The 13,852-nt window shown below is 61.4% G+C and carries 14 protein-coding genes; 6 read left to right on the top strand and 8 right to left on the bottom strand.

Going from position 1 to position 13,852, the window contains the following annotated elements:
- Both EGJ27_RS08115 and cysK read right to left on the bottom strand, forming a co-directional pair.
- Positions 1–939 (bottom strand): aspartyl/asparaginyl beta-hydroxylase domain-containing protein, encoded by a 939-nt coding sequence (locus EGJ27_RS08115; protein WP_125830218.1) that lies wholly within the window; start codon positions 937–939, stop codon positions 1–3.
- Positions 940–1,085: 146 nt separating this feature from the next.
- Positions 1,086–2,060, bottom strand: coding sequence for a cysteine synthase A (gene cysK, locus EGJ27_RS08120; RefSeq protein ID WP_125830219.1), 975 nt, complete (start codon positions 2,058–2,060; stop codon positions 1,086–1,088).
- Between the two features lie 125 nt (positions 2,061–2,185).
- On the opposite strand from cysK, the gene EGJ27_RS08125 reads away from it, so the two are divergent.
- The 4 genes from EGJ27_RS08125 (at position 2,186) to EGJ27_RS08140 (ending at position 6,568) form a co-directional block, all read left to right on the top strand.
- Complete coding sequence (locus EGJ27_RS08125; protein WP_125830220.1) at positions 2,186–3,256, top strand: DUF748 domain-containing protein; 1,071 nt, start codon at positions 2,186–2,188, stop codon at positions 3,254–3,256.
- 254 nt (positions 3,257–3,510) lie between these two features.
- A complete protein-coding gene (locus tag EGJ27_RS08130; RefSeq protein WP_125830221.1) occupies positions 3,511–4,356 on the top strand; it encodes a MoxR family ATPase in 846 nt (281 codons plus the stop codon).
- A 34-nt stretch (positions 4,357–4,390) separates the two neighbouring features.
- A complete protein-coding gene (locus EGJ27_RS08135; protein ID WP_125830222.1) occupies positions 4,391–5,569 on the top strand; it encodes a VWA domain-containing protein in 1,179 nt (392 codons plus the stop codon).
- A gap of 282 nt (positions 5,570–5,851) precedes the next feature.
- The gene (locus EGJ27_RS08140; RefSeq protein WP_256672711.1) at positions 5,852–6,568 is read left to right on the top strand and encodes a WbqC family protein; all 717 of its coding nucleotides are present in this window, start codon (positions 5,852–5,854) and stop codon (positions 6,566–6,568) included.
- 10 nt (positions 6,569–6,578) lie between these two features.
- Here the strand turns inward: EGJ27_RS08140 and EGJ27_RS08145 are convergent, their stop codons facing one another.
- The 6 genes from EGJ27_RS08145 to EGJ27_RS08170 form a co-directional block, all read right to left on the bottom strand.
- Positions 6,579–7,502: a biotin-dependent carboxyltransferase family protein gene (locus EGJ27_RS08145; RefSeq protein WP_125830223.1), complete on the bottom strand. Its 924-nt coding sequence runs from the start codon at positions 7,500–7,502 to the stop codon at positions 6,579–6,581.
- Positions 7,499–8,203, bottom strand: a complete 705-nt coding sequence (pxpB, locus tag EGJ27_RS08150; RefSeq protein ID WP_125830224.1) for a 5-oxoprolinase subunit PxpB — start codon at positions 8,201–8,203, stop codon at positions 7,499–7,501. The genes EGJ27_RS08145 and pxpB overlap by 4 nt, the downstream gene beginning before the upstream one ends.
- The gene (locus tag EGJ27_RS08155; protein ID WP_125830225.1) at positions 8,200–8,952 is read right to left on the bottom strand and encodes a 5-oxoprolinase subunit PxpA; all 753 of its coding nucleotides are present in this window, start codon (positions 8,950–8,952) and stop codon (positions 8,200–8,202) included. Before EGJ27_RS08155 ends, pxpB begins: the two co-directional genes overlap by 4 nt.
- A 212-nt stretch (positions 8,953–9,164) precedes the next feature.
- A complete protein-coding gene (locus EGJ27_RS08160; RefSeq protein WP_125830226.1) occupies positions 9,165–9,689 on the bottom strand; it encodes a DUF2937 family protein in 525 nt (174 codons plus the stop codon).
- 47 nt (positions 9,690–9,736) lie between these two features.
- Positions 9,737–10,522, bottom strand: a complete 786-nt coding sequence (locus tag EGJ27_RS08165; RefSeq protein ID WP_125830227.1) for a class II glutamine amidotransferase — start codon at positions 10,520–10,522, stop codon at positions 9,737–9,739.
- A 60-nt stretch (positions 10,523–10,582) separates the two neighbouring features.
- Positions 10,583–11,053, bottom strand: coding sequence for an MFS transporter (locus EGJ27_RS08170; RefSeq protein ID WP_125830228.1), 471 nt, complete (start codon positions 11,051–11,053; stop codon positions 10,583–10,585).
- 133 nt (positions 11,054–11,186) lie between these two features.
- On the opposite strand from EGJ27_RS08170, the gene EGJ27_RS08175 reads away from it, so the two are divergent.
- Together EGJ27_RS08175 and EGJ27_RS08180 are read left to right on the top strand one after the other, a co-directional pair.
- A complete protein-coding gene (locus tag EGJ27_RS08175) occupies positions 11,187–13,247 on the top strand; it encodes a S9 family peptidase (RefSeq protein WP_125830229.1) in 2,061 nt (686 codons plus the stop codon).
- A gap of 83 nt (positions 13,248–13,330) precedes the next feature.
- Positions 13,331–13,807, top strand: coding sequence for a cyclic nucleotide-binding domain-containing protein (locus EGJ27_RS08180; RefSeq protein WP_125830230.1), 477 nt, complete (start codon positions 13,331–13,333; stop codon positions 13,805–13,807).
- Positions 13,808–13,852 lie beyond the last annotated feature (45 nt).

Consider the following 13,852-nt stretch of genomic DNA (forward strand, 5'->3'; position numbering starts at 1 on the left):
TCAGCCGAACAGCCAGTAACCAAGCAAGGTCAGCACGACCACGGCCAATACCGGGCGCAGGACACGATACGCCTTGGGATTGGCACGCTTGAATGTCTTGACCTTGCCGCTGAAGCCATCGCTAAAACGCTTGCTGAAAGCGTAGGCGCGGTTGATGCCGCCGACGCGCTCGTCATCCAGGTTCTGCGGCGCGGTCGCCCGGCCCAGGAAGGCACTGACGCTGCGATTGATGCGCGTCATGAAGCGATTGCTCAAGGGCCGCTCGACGTCGCAGAACAGAATCACCCGGGTCTTGTCCGTTTCATTCTTGACCCAGTGCACGTAGGTTTCGTCGAACATCACGTCCTGACCATCACGCCAGGCGTATTCCTGACCATCGACGAAGATCCGGCAGGCATCGGAATTGGGCGTAGACAGCCCCAAGTGGTAGCGCAGCGAACCGGCAAACGGGTCGCGGTGCGGGTTGAGGTGGCTGCCGCCGGGCAACAGCGCGAACATCGCGCCCTTGACGTTGGGAATGCTGTTGACCAGTTCAACGGTGCGCGGGCACAGCGCCTCGGCCGAGGGCAGCGCCTTGTCGTACCACTTCAGGTAAAAGCGCTTCCAGCCTTTCTTGAAGAACGAACCGAAGCCGGCGTCGTTATTCTTCTCGGCGGCGCGAATGTAACCCTCGTCGAACAGGTGCATGGCTTCTTCGCGGATCACTTCCCAGTTGTCCTTGAGCACATCCAGTTCGGGGAACTGGCTGCGGTCCAGATAAGGCTTGGACGGCACGCGGGAAAACAGATACATCAGGGCGTTGTAGGGTGCGAACAAGGCCGAATGATTGACGAACTGCCGTAACACCGGCAAGCGCGCCCGCCCCCGCAAATGCACATACAGCGTGCTGGCCAGGAAAATCATCAGGATCGATGCCTTGGCAGCAAATGAAAAGGACATGCAACTCTCCCTGAAGCGGACACCTGCGCGCAACCACGCCGGCTGTCTTGTTCGACGGCTTAAGATCGCCGGTCAGCCGGCGATCACGAGCCGGTCATCATAAACCCTTGGCGCACGGCCAAGAAGTGTCCGCGCATAAAGATGGCCTACTGCTGCAGCTCCTGTTCAGTAAACAGGTCGCTGAACAGCATGCTCGACAAGTACCGCTCGCCGGAGTCGGGCAGGATCACGACAAGGGTCTTGCCCTGCATTTCCGGCTTTTCCGCCAGGCGGACGGCGGCGGCCATCGCGGCGCCGCAGGAAATTCCGCACAGAATGCCTTCTTCCTGCATCAGGCGCAGGGCCATGGCCTTGGCTTCGTCGTCGGTAATGCGTTCGACGCGGTCGACGATGGACAAGTCCAGGTTGGCGGGAATGAAACCGGCGCCAATGCCCTGGATCTTGTGCGGGTTGGGCTTGATCTCTTCGCCGGCCAGCGCCTGGCTGATAATCGGCGAAGCGTCCGGCTCGACCGCCACGGAAATGATCGGCTTGCCCGCGGTGTTCTTGATGTAGCGCGACACGCCGGTGATGGTGCCACCGGTGCCGACGCCTGCGACCAGTACATCGATGGCGCCGTCGGTGTCTTCCCAGATCTCCGGGCCGGTGGTCTTCTCATGGATGGCCGGGTTCGCGGGGTTGTCGAACTGCGCCGGCATGAAGAACGTCTGAGGATTGCCGGCCACCAGCTCCTCGGCCTTGGCGATGGCACCTTTCATCCCCTTGGCCGGCTCGGTCAACACCAGCTCGGCACCCAGGGCCTTGAGCACCTTGCGTCGTTCGATACTCATCGACGCCGGCATGGTCAGCATCAGTTTGTAACCGCGGGCAGCGGCGACGAAGGCCAGGCCGATACCGGTATTGCCGGACGTCGGTTCGACGATGGTCATGCCGGGCTTGAGTTTGCCGCTGCTTTCAGCGTCCCAGATCATGTTGGCGCCGATCCGGCATTTCACCGAGTAGCCCGGGTTGCGCCCTTCGATCTTGGCCAGGATGGTGACGCCCCGCGGCGCGATACGGTTGATCTGTACCAACGGCGTATTGCCGATCGAGTGGGCGTTGTCAGCGTAAATACGGCTCATGATCGTATCCTTGTCCACATCCAATAAAAGGCAAAGCCTATGCCCCCGGCCGGCAGGCGTCCAGTCGCACCGAACGGAACGGCACCTGCGCAGTCAACCTGTCATTGGACTCGGAGGCCTATGCCATGAAACGTCGCTACAGCTGGCCGCTGTGGACGGTGGTCGCGCTCGTTGTACTGTTGATCGCCGCTCACATCGCCCTGCCCTACTTGGTACGTAACTACCTCAATGACAAGCTCGCGGACATGGGCGACTACCGTGGCCAGATCACTGACATCGACCTGGCCCTGTGGCGCGGTGCGTATCGGATCAAGGGGCTGAACATCGTCAAGGTGGACGGCAAGGTGCCGGTGCCGTTCGTCAAGGCGCCGGTCATCGACCTGGCCGTCAGTTGGCACTCGCTATGGTACGACCATGCGGTGGTCGCCGAAGCGGTGTTCATCGAACCGGAAGTCAACTTCGTCGACGGCGGCGCGGACAAGCAGGCGTCGCAGACCGGTCGCGGCACCGACTGGCGCGATCAGGTCGAGAAACTGTTGCCCATGACCCTCAACGAAGCGCGGATCAGCAACGGGCGCATTACCTTCAGCAACTTCAACTCCAAGCCCAAGGTGAAGATCGAGGCTGATCGAGTCAATGCCAGCCTGTACAACCTGACCAATGTGGTCGATGTCGAAGGCAAGCGTGATGCGCGGTTCGAAGGCAAGGCGCGACTGCTGGGCCATGGCAACCTGGAAACCTCTGCCACCTTCGACCCGCTCAGCGACTTTCAGGACTTCGACTTCAACCTGCGCGCCACCGGCATCCAGTTGCGCCGGCTCAACGACTTCTCCTCGGCCTACGGCAAGTTCGACTTCAACGCCGGCAGCGGCGACCTGGTCATCGAAGCCAAGGCCGACAATGGTCGGTTGAGCGGCTACATCAAGCCACTGCTGCGCAATGTCGACGTATTCAACTGGGGCCAGGATGTGGAGAACCAGAACAAAGGCTTTTTCCGTTCGATCTGGGAAGCGGTGGTCGGCGGCACTGAAACCGTGCTCAAGAACCAGAAACAGAACCAGTTCGCCACCCGGGTAGACCTGAGCGGCAGCGTCAAGCAACAGGACATCAGCGGCTTGCAGGCCTTTCTGCAAATCCTGCGCAATGCGTTCATCCAGGCATTCAATACGCGGTATGAAGGCAGCGGGGATTCCTGAGCGGCACCCAAATGCCATCTGTAGGAGCCAGCTCGCTGGCGAAGAGGGCCGGTACGGCCGCACCATTTACATCGTGTGGACACCCGCCTTCGCCAGCAAACTGACTCCTACTGCAATCGGGGCAGGAGGCCGCAGGTGTGTCCGATTCAACCGGCTGCACAAGCATCCGCCTCACGCTATAGTCGCTGCAGCATTCGCCACCATTGAAAACGATGCAGGCCACGTCCCTGCGCGTCACGCGAGAGGATTCATTGATGAAGTTCGAAGGTACCCACGCCTACGTCGCCACCGACGATCTCAAGCTTGCGGTCAACGCCGCCATCACGCTGGAGCGGCCGCTGCTGGTCAAGGGAGAGCCGGGCACCGGCAAGACGATGCTGGCCGAGCAACTGGCCGAGTCTTTCGGCGCGCGCTTGATCACCTGGCACATCAAGTCCACCACCAAGGCCCATCAGGGGCTGTATGAATACGATGCGGTGAGCCGCCTGCGTGACTCGCAACTGGGCGTCGATAAAGTCCACGACGTGCGCAACTACCTCAAGAAAGGCAAGCTGTGGGAAGCGTTCGAGTCTGAAGAACGGGTGGTCCTGCTGATCGACGAAATCGACAAGGCCGACATCGAATTCCCCAACGACCTGCTGCAAGAACTCGACAAGATGGAGTTCTACGTTTACGAGATCGACGAGACGATCAAGGCCAGACATCGCCCGATCATCATCATTACGTCCAATAACGAAAAGGAGCTGCCGGACGCCTTCCTGCGGCGCTGCTTCTTTCACTACATCGCCTTCCCTGACCGCGTTACGTTGCAGAAGATCGTCGACGTGCATTACCCCAACATCAAGAAGGACCTGGTCAGCGAAGCCCTCGACGTGTTCTTCGACGTGCGCAAGGTGCCGGGCCTGAAGAAAAAGCCCTCGACCTCGGAACTGGTGGACTGGCTCAAACTGCTGATGGCCGACGACATCGGCGAAGCGGTACTGCGCGAGCGCGATCCGACCAAAGCCATTCCGCCGCTGGCCGGCGCGCTGGTCAAGAACGAGCAGGACGTGCATCTGCTGGAACGCCTGGCGTTCATGAGCCGTCGCGGTAGCCGCTGATTCTTCCATCCCGTTTTCATAAAGGGCGACGGCCATGCTGCTCAACCTGTTCAACGAAATGCGCGCCGCCAAGGTGCCGGTGTCCCTGCGCGAGCTGCTGGACCTGATCGATGCGCTCAAACATCGGGTGATCTTCGCCGATATCGACGAGTTCTACTTTCTGGCGCGCACCATCCTGGTCAAGGACGAACGCCACTTCGACAAGTTCGACCGGGCGTTCGGCGCCTACTTCAACGGCCTGCACAACCTCGATGACCATTTACAGGCGCTGATTCCCGAAGACTGGCTGCGCAAGGAATTCGAACGCTCGCTGACTGAAGAAGAACGCGCGCAGATCCAGTCCCTGGGCGGCCTCGACAAATTGATCGAGGCGTTCAAGAAACGCCTGGAAGAACAGAAAGAGCGCCACGCCGGCGGCAACAAATGGATCGGCACCGGTGGCACCAGCCCGTTCGGTTCCGGTGGCTATAACCCCGAAGGCATTCGCGTGGGCGACGCGGGTGAGCGGCAGGGCAAGGCGGTCAAGGTCTGGGACCAGCGCGAATACAGGAACCTCGACGATCAGGTGGAACTGGGCACCCGCACTATCAAGATCGCCCTGCGCCGCCTGCGCAGGTTTGCCCGCCAGGGCGCGGCCGACGAGCTGGATATCGACAGCACCATCGACCACACCGCCCGCGATGCCGGGCTGCTGAACATCCAGATGCGCCCGGAACGGCGTAATACCATCAAGTTACTGCTGCTGTTCGACATCGGCGGCTCGATGGACGCCCATGTAAAAGTCTGCGAAGAGTTGTTTTCCGCCTGCCGGACCGAGTTCAAGCACATGGAATATTTCTACTTTCATAACTTCATTTACGAAGCGGTGTGGAAAAACAACCTGCGCCGCAACTCCGAACGCACCGCCACCCTCGACCTGCTGCATAAATACGGCGCGGACTACAAAGTGATCTTCATCGGCGACGCCGCCATGGCGCCCTACGAAATCACCCAGCCGGGCGGCAGCGTCGAGCACTGGAACGAGGAAGCCGGCCACGTCTGGATGCAGCGTTTCAAAGCGCAGTTCAAGAAAATCATCTGGATCAACCCCTACCCCAGGGAGACCTGGGGCTACACCACTTCCACTCACATCGTGCGCGACCTGGTCGAAGACCACATGTACCCGCTGACCCTGAGCGGGCTGGAGGAAGGTATGCGGTATCTGGCGAAGTAGCGGGCGGCCATCACTGCACAACCTGTCTGCTGACAGTCTTTAAAACCGACTGTCAGCCGGCAACTAGTCGCGCCTGCATTGAATTCTCTTTATGTGTCTGACATTTTTCGGTCGAGACTTTCGCGCTGCGTTTCGACATGACGGAATATCCGACCAAATATCCTCCACCGTTTTCACGCCACTACTAATCTGCAATCGGGGTAGTTGAATTTTATCGCCTGGCCGCAGACCAACTTTCGTTCCGGCCCTCGCCGGGTCGCGAGCAATCAATGAGTTCAATAAATGCGCACACTCGGCATCATGCAACCTTATTTCTTTCCTTACCTGGGATACTTCCAGCTTATTGCCTCGGTGCAGGAGGGAATCATCTTCGATATCGTCAAGTACAAGCGCAAAAGCTGGATGAACCGTAACCGGATACTCACTGCCAACGGCGGCTGGCAGTACATCAATGTGCCGGTCAAGACCAGTGAAGGCACGCTGATCAAGGATGCCCGAGTGATCGACCTGGCTGCCGCCCAGCGACAGATCCGCGGGCAGCTTGAGCATTACCGGGGCAAGGCGCCGTTTTTCCGCGAGGTCGTGCAGTTGGTCGATGGCGCGTTTACCAGCACGCGCACCCCGGGCATTGGCGAGTTGAATACCCGGTCACTGAGTGTGGTGTGTGAATATCTGGGCCTGGACTTCAAGTGGTCGACCTGTTCGAACATGCAGCTGGACTTGCCGCCTATCCAGCACGCCGGGCAATGGGCACTGGAAATCAGCAGCCGGATGGAAGCGCAGCGTTACGTCAATCTGCCCGGTGGCCGGGACATATTCGTGGCGCAGGAGTGGCAACAACGCGGCATAGAATTGCGGTTTATCGCGCCTTCATCGTTCATCTATGGCACTTCGCCGTATAACTTTGAGGAAAACCTTTCCATCCTGGATGTTCTGATGTGGAACGCGCCGGATACCGTCACCCGTTATATACGCGACCACACGCAGGTAGTTGAATGAAGCCGGTTGTTTACCGTGCCGTGAATCGCTGGGCGTAAGCCCGGTGTTGTTGATGGGCGGCCGTCTGCACCATAGGTTTCAAACGCAGGGTGCTGCCGGGCAGCCGTTGCGCCAGTCGTGCCAGCGACAGGGGCGTCAGCGCACCGATGCGCGGGTAGCCACCAATGGTTTGTCGATCATTGAGCAACACGATGGGCTGGCCGTCGGGCGGGACCTGGATCGCGCCCAGCGGGATGCCTTCGGAAATCATCGGCTGGCCCTGATACTCAAGCTCTGGCCCCAGCAGGCGAATGCCCATGCGGTCGGCGCGGCTGTCCAGCGTCCAGTCGTTATTGAACAGATCGAACAGGCTTTGCCCGCTGAACTGGCCGATCTGCGCGCCCAAGACTACGTCCAGGGCAGCCGGGCTGCCGATATCCGGGATTTGTTCGGGGGGCAACGCGCCCAGCATGAACGAGGCGCCCGCATACTGAAGTCGATCACCATGCGCCAGCGACTTGCCCAGCCCGTCCAGCCCGCCCAATGCTTCCCGTCCAACGGTGGCGCAACTGCCCAGCACCGCAGGCGCAGCGAAGCCGCCCGGTGCAGCCAGGTAGGCGCGAGCGCCCTGTACCGGCTGGGCAAAACTCAACCGCTGGCCCTGGCCGACGAAAAAACTGCGCCACGGTGCAATCGGCCGGTCATCGAGCATGGCACCCAGATCGGCGCCCGCCAGCGCCAGGCAACAATCCCGCTCCGCCTCCAGAACCAGGCCACCGAGCGTCACCTCGATGACCGCCGCGTCCAGCGGGTTGCCCAACAGGTGGTTGGCCCACGACATCGACACCCAGTCTGCCGCGCCGCCCTGAGTCACGCCCAGATGCCTGACGCCAAAGCGGCCTGCGTCCTGCAACAGACACAAGGGCGTGCTTTTCTCGACCCGTAATGCAGTCATGCCAGCACCTCCAACGGTGTATCGTCGCCACCCAGGCGGATGAATTCAGCGCGCTCGATGGCGGCAAAACGTACCCGGTCGCCGGGCTGCAACAGGCTGTAGCCGTCCAGCTGCCGATCGAACAGCTTGCTCGGCGTGCGGCCGATCAGGTTCCAGCCGCCAGGCGACACCACCGGGTACGCCGCAGTCTGGCGTTCGGCGATGCCCACGCTGCCCGCTGCCACGCGTTTACGTGGCGTATTCAGACGGGGCGCGGCGAGGGCTTGCTCGACCAGCCCCATGAAGGCGAACCCCGGCGCGAAGCCCAGGGCGAACACCTGATAGACACGCACGCTGTGGCGCTCAATCACTTCGCTGACCGACAAGCCGCTGCGGCTCGACAACAGGCTGAGTTCCGGCCCGACACTTGGGTCATACCAGACCGGCAACACGTGATCGCGGCCCTGGGCTTCGTCGGCGGGGGTCAGTTGGTCCAGCGCTGCAAGGATGGTCAAGCGGGCCTGTTCCGGCGTCAGCGCCAGCAGATCGTAATGCACCATCAAGGTGGTGTAGGACGGCACCAGATCGATCAACTGCCCGGCAAACGCCTGGCGCAGCCGCGCAGCGGCGGCCAGCATCCACGGCATGTTGGCTTCGTCGATGACATCGAACAGGCGCACCATCAGGCAATCGATCGCCACGACCTCGATACGCAGTTTCATGAGGCGGACATCTCGCCCAGGGCCAGGCGGATGCGTTGCACCGCCGCGACCGAGCCGGCGTTGTCGCCGTGTACGCACAAGGTATCGGGCTTGAGCAGCAGCTCGCTGCCGTCACTGGCCAGCAAGGCTTCGCCGCGGGCGAACTTGAGCGCCTGGCCGATGATGACCTCGGCATCGTGATGCACCGCGCCCGGCGACTGGCGCGGCATCAGGCGACCCACGCTGTCATAGCCCCGGTCGGCGAACGCTTCGAACCATAGCTGCACGCCGAACTCGGCGGCGATGGCCTGCGCGGCGCTGTTGTCGCGCATGGCCAGCAGCATCAGCGGCAGTTGATCGTCGTAACGGGCGATGGCTTCGATCACGGCGCGCAACTGCGCCGGGTTGGCCATCATGTCGTTGTACATCGCCCCGTGGGGTTTGACGTAACGCACCCGCCCGCCTTGAGCGCGGCAAATGCCGTCGAGGGCGCCGATCTGGTAATGCAGCAGGTCCTGCAATTCCTGGGCACCGTAGGCCATTGAGCGGCGTCCGAACCCGGCCAGGTCCTGGTAGGCAGGATGAGCACCGATCATCACGTCGTGGGCCAGCGCCAGCGCTACCGTCTTGCGCATCACGCTCGGATCGCCGGCGTGGAAGCCGCAGGCAATGTTGGCGCAATCGATAAATGGCATGACCTCGGCATCCAGCCCCATGGTCCAGGCGCCGTAACTCTCGCCGATGTCGCAATTGAGTAACAGGCTGCCCATCGGCTATCTCCTGTGTGCGTGGGAAATATCGGTTAACAGAGTCAGAGTCTAACGCTTACCCGTGAAGGGCATGTCGTTGCACCCAGCCTGCCGTATGCAACGCATTCTTGGTCGGGCGCCGTCGAAGCGTCCAACTAATAAAAGCAGGCAGGCCGGATAAGAAAAAGTGATGGCGCCGGCCGGGCACCGTATACGCCCGGCCGGCAGCGCTCTCAGCGCCAGTCGCGGTCGATCTGGGGCTTGCGGCGCCCGCCATGAATGACCCAGGCCAGGGCCACGAACAGGGTTTCGATCAGCAGCGCCAGCAACAAGGCACAGACAATGCCCCAGGCGATGACGTCAGGCGCCAGCAGCACCTGCCAGGTATAACCGTTGTAGGTCTCGCGGCGGATGTCCGGATCGGCCTTGGTCGCCACATGCCAGGCACGGGCATACCAGGGGCCTTGCAGCCCGAGCCACTGACGCTCCAGGGCGTGGGTGCGGGTCAGCAGGTTTTCGATGTTGTTCGCGTCCTGACGAAATACCGGGTCTTCGCTGCTGCGGTAATGCTGGATAAGCGCCTGGACGTCACCCTTGAAGAACTGCTGCGCAGTCGCGTTGAAGCCCTTGATGGCCTGCTGCGCTTCGATCAGGTGAGCCTCGACGCGCTTGCTGTAGTCACTGATGAAACCCGGCACCTGTACGCCAAACAGCAGGCCCGTCGTGAACAAGACCAATCGCAGATAACTTCGCAGCATTGAGATCCCTCTTATGGTTTTTTCTGATGGTCAGTCGTTTCCAGCACTCACGCAGCCGGGTCGGCACAACCTCGCGCAACGCATTCGCCCTTGCGCCACAGACTCCAGTGACCCGGCTCGTAGCGGTCCCAGGTTTCGTTTTCGGTCAGCGGTTCGGTGGCGATGACCGTCACCACATCGTGGGGCGTGGTCTCGGCCTGGAAATCGACGATCACGTCGACGTCCTTCAGGCGCGCCGGGCCGAAAGGTGCGCGACGGGTGATCTGCACCAGTTTGGTGGTGCAGAAGCAGAACAACCAGTCGCCGTCACTGAGCAGGCAGTTGAAGACACCCTTGGTGCGGTAATCGGTGCACGCCTGAATCAGCGTGGGCAGCAGCTCTTCGACCTCGACCGGTTCCGGAAATGCTGCGCGGACCCGGTTGAGCAAATCGCAGAACGCCGCTTCGCTGTCGGTGTCGCCCACCGGTCGGTAAAAGGTCGCCAAGGGTTCGAAACCTGCCAACTGGCCGTTATGGGCGAAACACCAGTTGCGACCCCACAATTCGCGAACGAACGGATGGGTGTTGGACAGACACACCTTGCCGACATTGGCCTGGCGGATATGGCCGATCACCACTTCGCTCTTGATGGGATAGCGCTGCACCAGTTGGGCGACTTCCGATTCGCTGCTGGCGGCCGGGTCCTGAAACAGGCGCAGGCCGCGCCCTTCATAGAAAGCGATGCCCCAGCCGTCGCGGTGCGGGCCGGTGCGGCCGCCGCGCTGCATCAGCCCGGTAAAGCTGAAAACGATATCGGTCGGGACATTGGCACTCATGCCCAGTAGTTCACACATGCTCAGCTTCTCGCTTCAAGACGTTTGGCACCGGCGAAACGCGGTCAACGAAGCGACCCGTTACAGGCGCGGCTCGACCCGTGCACGGTTACCGGTAACCAATGGCGCCGTCTGGCGGTCGTTGCGGGCGTAGGGCTCGTCCGCCGCGTCGGCGTGATCTTCGGCCGGCTGATCCACGGCGCGAGGCTGGCGCGCCCTGCGGTTCTTCTCGATCGGCCAGCGCACCAGCACGAACAGCAGATAAGCGCCGAAAGCGAACATGCCGTACATGACCAGGTCCGAAACGGCGGTCCAGACATTGCTGCCGACCTTGAACAGCAGATCCAGCGCGGTGATCGCAACGGCGGGCGCCATCGCATCCTTGACCGGATCGACCATGGTCGGCGTGAACAGCAGGACGGCGACCAGCACCAGCAGCGGCTCCTTGAGGTAGCGCCACATCCAGCGGGTCATCAGGAACCACACCAGCAGGCAGCCCAGGGCAGCGAAGAGGTACAGGCCCCACGCGGTCAGATAGTCGTTCTCGGTCATGTGGTCCGTGGCAAGGCAGGTAAAGTGGCGTTTATCATAACGACTTTTCACCGGCCCGGCTTGCCTGGCTTGAGTATTCGGTTCAGCGTGTACCGATACTTCTTCGATACGACGCCTTTAAAGAGAGCCCCGCATGTCCTTCCCGAATGCCACCCCGAGTGCCCCGATCGCGCGTCAGGCCCAAGGCTCTGACCCGTATGCCTGGCTGCAGAACCGCGACAGCGATGAAGTGCTCGACTACCTCAAGGCCGAAAACGACTATCAGGCGCAGCAACTGGCCGACCAGACCGCGCTGCGTGAAACCCTGTTCCAGGAGATCAAGGGCCGCATCCTGGAAACGGATCTATCGCTGCCCTCGCCGTGGGGGCCGTACCTGTATTACACGCGCACCACTGAAGGCGATGAATATGCGCGGCACTATCGCTGCCCGCGCCCGGCCGATGACTCCAACAGCATCGACGAAAGCCAGGAGGAACTGCTGCTCGATCCCAATGTGCTGGCCGCCGGCGGTTTCTTCTCGCTAGGCGCGTTCAGCATCAGCCCGGACCACCAGCGCCTGGCCTACAGCCTGGACACCAGCGGCGATGAGGTTTATCAGCTGTACGTCAAGGAACTGAGCAGCGGCGCCGTCAGCAGCCTGCCGTTCGAGGACTGCGACGGCAGCATGACCTGGGCCAATGACAGCAACACCCTGTTCTTCGGCGAGCTGGATGAAACGCACCGGCCACACAAGCTGTACCGCCACCGCCTGGGTGACGCCTGCGCAGATCTGGTGTTCAACGAGCCGGACGGCCGTTTCTTCCTGCACTGTTTCCGCAGCAGCTCCGAGCGCCAGCTGATCCTGGTACTCAACAGCAAGACCACCAGCGAAGCCTGGGTGCTCGACGCGGAACATCCAGAGCAGGCGTTCGTCTGCCTGGCGCCACGGTCCGAAGGCCACGAATATTTCCCGGACCACGGCCTGCTGGATGGCGTGTGGACCTGGTTCATCCGCAGCAATCAAAGCGGCATCAATTTCGCCTTGTATCACTCGCCCCAGCAGGCCAGCGGCGTGCCGACCCGCGACGTCTGGCAGACACTCGTTCCCCACGATGACGCGGTGATGCTCGAAGACATGAGCCTCAACGCCCGCGGCATCAGCCTGAGCCTGCGTGAAGGCGGGCTGCCGATCATCGAAGTTCGTCCGCAAGGCTTGCCGGCTTATCGGGTGCAGTTGCCTGACGCGGCTTACAGCCTGTTCGTGCAGGACACACTGGAGTTCGAGAGCGACAGGATTCGCCTGCGCTACCAGTCGCTCAACCGCCCGCCGCAGGTGCGTCAGCTGGATCTGGCCACCGGCGATCAGGTAGTGCTCAAGGAAACCCCGGTGCTGGGCACTTTCGATGCCGACGCTTATGTGAGCCAGCGCTTGTGGGCGACTGCAGCCGATGGCACCCAAGTGCCGATCAGCCTGGTAGTACGCCGTGATCTGGTCGGCAAGGCCACCCCGCTCTACCTCTACGGCTACGGCGCGTACGGCGAAAGCCTCGACCCGTGGTTTTCCCATGCGCGCCTGAGCCTGCTGGACCGAGGCGTGGCATTCGCCATCGCCCACGTGCGCGGCGGCGGTGAGTTGGGCGAAGCGTGGTATCGCAACGGCAAGCAGGAACACAAGCACAACACGTTCAGCGATTTCATCGCCTGCGCCGAACACCTGATCGCCAACGGCCTGACCAGCGCCAATCAGTTGGTCATCAGCGGCGGCAGCGCGGGCGGGCTGCTGATCGGCGCGGTGCTCAACCAGCGTCCGGACCTGTTCAAGGCGGCCATCGCCGAAGTGCCGTTCGTGGACGTGCTCAACACCATGCTCGACCCAGATCTGCCGCTGACTGTCACCGAGTACGACGAATGGGGCAATCCGCAGCAGCCCGAAGTTTACGAGCGCATCAAATCCTATGCGCCTTATGAAAACGTAAGCGCCCAGGCTTACCCGGCGATGCTGGTGATTGCCGGCTACAACGACAGCCGTGTGCAGTATTGGGAAGCGGCCAAGTGGGTGGCAAAATTGCGCACCAGCAAAACCGACGACAACCTGCTGCTGCTCAAGACCGAACTGGGCGCGGGTCACGGCGGCATGAGCGGCCGCTATCAGGGCCTGCGCGACGTGGCGCTGGAATACGGTTTCATCTTCAAAGTATTGAAGTTGAATGAATGAATGAACTTGGACGGCATTGCCTGTCTTAGTAGCATCCGGGGGCACCGCCTGCCCCCATCACCGACCCAGAACAAGATCGAACCATGGCAGAACAACCGTCATACCTGAACAACGCGATCCGCGACATGCTGCTCGATTGCGGCCTGTTCGACACCCTGTTGCCTGGCGACTACCTGACGGTGGCCGGCTATTTCAGCATCAGCGACATCGAGCAGGGTCAGAGCATCTTTGCCGAAGGCGATGCCGGCACCTTCATGTGCATCATCCATCAGGGCACGGTCTCGGTGCAGAAACTCAATCCCGAGGGCCAGCAGGTGGAAATCGCCACGTTGCGCCGTGGCCGTTCGTTTGGCGAGATGGCTGTCCTGGATGGCGAACGACGTTCGGCCAGCTGTATCGCGGCAACTCAATGCCAATTGCTCAATCTGGGCCGCGACTCGCTGGACCGGATGCTGGAAGAGGCACCGAAGATTGCCGCCAAGATCATCCGCGCCCTGGCCATTTCGCTGTCCAAGCGTCTGCGCATGGTCGACGGTCAGCTGTTGGCGCAGCAGGTGTGAGTTTGTCCATACGGCGCTAAACTGGCCGGCATCCGCCTCCACACG

Origin of the sequence: Pseudomonas sp. v388, from assembly GCF_003935425.1 — a bacterium.
In the GTDB taxonomy this organism is placed as follows: Bacteria; Pseudomonadota; Gammaproteobacteria; order Pseudomonadales; family Pseudomonadaceae; genus Aquipseudomonas.

What these genes read in the sequence shown, in the direction of transcription:
- EGJ27_RS08160 (WP_125830226.1), bottom strand. Translation starts at nt 9,689, where the DNA reads ATGCTGCGAAGTTATCTGCGATTGGTCTTGTTCACGACGGGCCTGCTG.
- EGJ27_RS08155 (WP_125830225.1), bottom strand. Translation starts at nt 8,952, where the DNA reads ATGGGCAGCCTGTTACTCAATTGCGACATCGGCGAGAGTTACGGCGCC.
- EGJ27_RS08175 (WP_125830229.1), top strand. Translation starts at nt 11,187, where the DNA reads ATGTCCTTCCCGAATGCCACCCCGAGTGCCCCGATCGCGCGTCAGGCC.
- EGJ27_RS08180 (WP_125830230.1), top strand. Translation starts at nt 13,331, where the DNA reads ATGGCAGAACAACCGTCATACCTGAACAACGCGATCCGCGACATGCTG.
- EGJ27_RS08125 (WP_125830220.1), top strand. Translation starts at nt 2,186, where the DNA reads ATGAAACGTCGCTACAGCTGGCCGCTGTGGACGGTGGTCGCGCTCGTT.
- EGJ27_RS08130 (WP_125830221.1), top strand. Translation starts at nt 3,511, where the DNA reads ATGAAGTTCGAAGGTACCCACGCCTACGTCGCCACCGACGATCTCAAG.
- EGJ27_RS08170 (WP_125830228.1), bottom strand. Translation starts at nt 11,053, where the DNA reads ATGACCGAGAACGACTATCTGACCGCGTGGGGCCTGTACCTCTTCGCT.
- EGJ27_RS08140 (WP_256672711.1), top strand. Translation starts at nt 5,852, where the DNA reads ATGCGCACACTCGGCATCATGCAACCTTATTTCTTTCCTTACCTGGGA.
- EGJ27_RS08115 (WP_125830218.1), bottom strand. Translation starts at nt 939, where the DNA reads ATGTCCTTTTCATTTGCTGCCAAGGCATCGATCCTGATGATTTTCCTG.
- cysK (WP_125830219.1), bottom strand. Translation starts at nt 2,060, where the DNA reads ATGAGCCGTATTTACGCTGACAACGCCCACTCGATCGGCAATACGCCG.
- EGJ27_RS08165 (WP_125830227.1), bottom strand. Translation starts at nt 10,522, where the DNA reads ATGTGTGAACTACTGGGCATGAGTGCCAATGTCCCGACCGATATCGTT.
- EGJ27_RS08135 (WP_125830222.1), top strand. Translation starts at nt 4,391, where the DNA reads ATGCTGCTCAACCTGTTCAACGAAATGCGCGCCGCCAAGGTGCCGGTG.
- pxpB (WP_125830224.1), bottom strand. Translation starts at nt 8,203, where the DNA reads ATGAAACTGCGTATCGAGGTCGTGGCGATCGATTGCCTGATGGTGCGC.
- EGJ27_RS08145 (WP_125830223.1), bottom strand. Translation starts at nt 7,502, where the DNA reads ATGACTGCATTACGGGTCGAGAAAAGCACGCCCTTGTGTCTGTTGCAG.